At 52.9% G+C, this 1,593-nt stretch carries 1 protein-coding gene; it reads left to right on the forward strand.

Annotated elements, in window-relative coordinates:
* The coding region (locus A3730_RS32145) for a hypothetical protein (protein ID WP_197477602.1) at positions 1–958 on the forward strand (958 nt) is incomplete at its 5' end.
* Positions 959–1,593: the final 635 nt, after the last annotated feature.

Below are 1,593 nucleotides of genomic sequence, written 5' to 3' on the forward strand. Positions count from 1 at the left end.
CAATTACACCCTGTCGGCGTTTGGTGGGGATGTGACGGTAGAAGGAACTTATCGCAATAATGTTACCGGCGTGGAAACCAGCGAAACCTTTGATTGCAGCGAACAAATCCCGGAACGTGTCGTCAAGGGGAATCCTTTCGATTATTGCCTGGTCGGCTTCGACAATATTGCCAGCTGCCAGGACAAGCGCCAGGCACAGGAGGCGGGCATTCCGTTGGATTATGCTGAGGTCATGGTCTCCGTGGGAGGAGAGCAGGTCTTCAAATATGTTGAGGGAAGTGAGGCAATCCTGGATACCGGCGGGGGGGATTACCCTGCGCATATTATTGTTGATGGATCCTGTACAGAAGCCACCCTTCCTACAGAGGCGGCAAGGCAGGAGCTATTGGCTATGGAAGATTCTTTCGGCTACTCCTACCGTTCCGGTGAGTGCCCTGCAAAATCCAGTTATCCCTACTCCTGCGCCGTAGAGGTTGACAAAACCTACTTCTACTACACCCAGGATTATCTGGATTTGATCGGTGGTGAAGCGTTTCTCCCTTGTGGTGATGGTGATACGTCATCAGGCGATTATGGGTCGGGTGATGGATCTGGTGATGTGGGGATAGATGAAGACAGCATCGTGCCGGTGCCATCCTCCGGCGGTGAGGTCTCAGGCTATATTTTTGACAGTACCTGGGAGAGTAATCGCTTTTCCTTTTCACCGTCAGCGAGCGGCTTTTTTTGCGGTTATGCAAGTGCTGGCGAGATTGACGTGCAGGCATGGCTCTGCGACGACGAAAGTTGCATGGGGGCAAGCGGAGGGTGGGATGGCGATCCTTTCAGTGAGCAACTGGAAAGCAGCAAAACCTACTATATGTATGTTGATACAGAGGTAGACCTTGCCGATAACTTTGATCCTATTCCGGTCACGCTTTCAATCATGGAGGAGCCAGGGTCAGGTTGTCCTGAGGAATAAGATTTGGCAGGGAAACTGACAGTTTCCCAATAGCCGGAAAGAGGCTTCGGGGTAAAGACTCTGCGCAGAACGGCCAGAGACTGCCCCCGAAGGGGTCGTACAGAGAATTACCAGGAAGAGGCGTATTCGACTTCCTTGAATGTATCCCGCCTAATCCCGGACCTGGTCCGGGATCTCCTGCCGTTAGAGGCAATGTTTCCCGTGGGCCGAGTTTTCGTAGTCAGATCAAGGGTATATCGATCAAGGCCCTGATCAGTCAAGCCTGCGCACCTCACGGATTAGGGCTTTTCTTGCTCTCAAGCGTAGGTTGGTTCCCTTTTTTTCTCCCATGCAATGATGCAAGAAGTGGTTTCCCGGTGAGCAAATGCTTATCCCCCATTTGGGGGATGTGGATTTTTTTCAGTATGGCTACTTTTCTTTGAGTGAATGAATGGCAGTGCGACAGGCGCTGCCGTTGGTGAAACTCGAATGAGGGTAGGGGAAATGACGACAAAGAGCCGGTTTATACGAAGCGCGTTGGCAATTGGTGTGGCGGCGGCGTTGTCCGCCTGTGGCGGTGGTGGAAGCAGCAGTGCGCCCGCCGACAATGGTGGGAACAACTCCGGGATGAAAATGTCCGGGGCCGCCGTGAAGGG

It is taken from the genome of Alcanivorax sp. HI0044 (genome assembly GCF_001634945.1).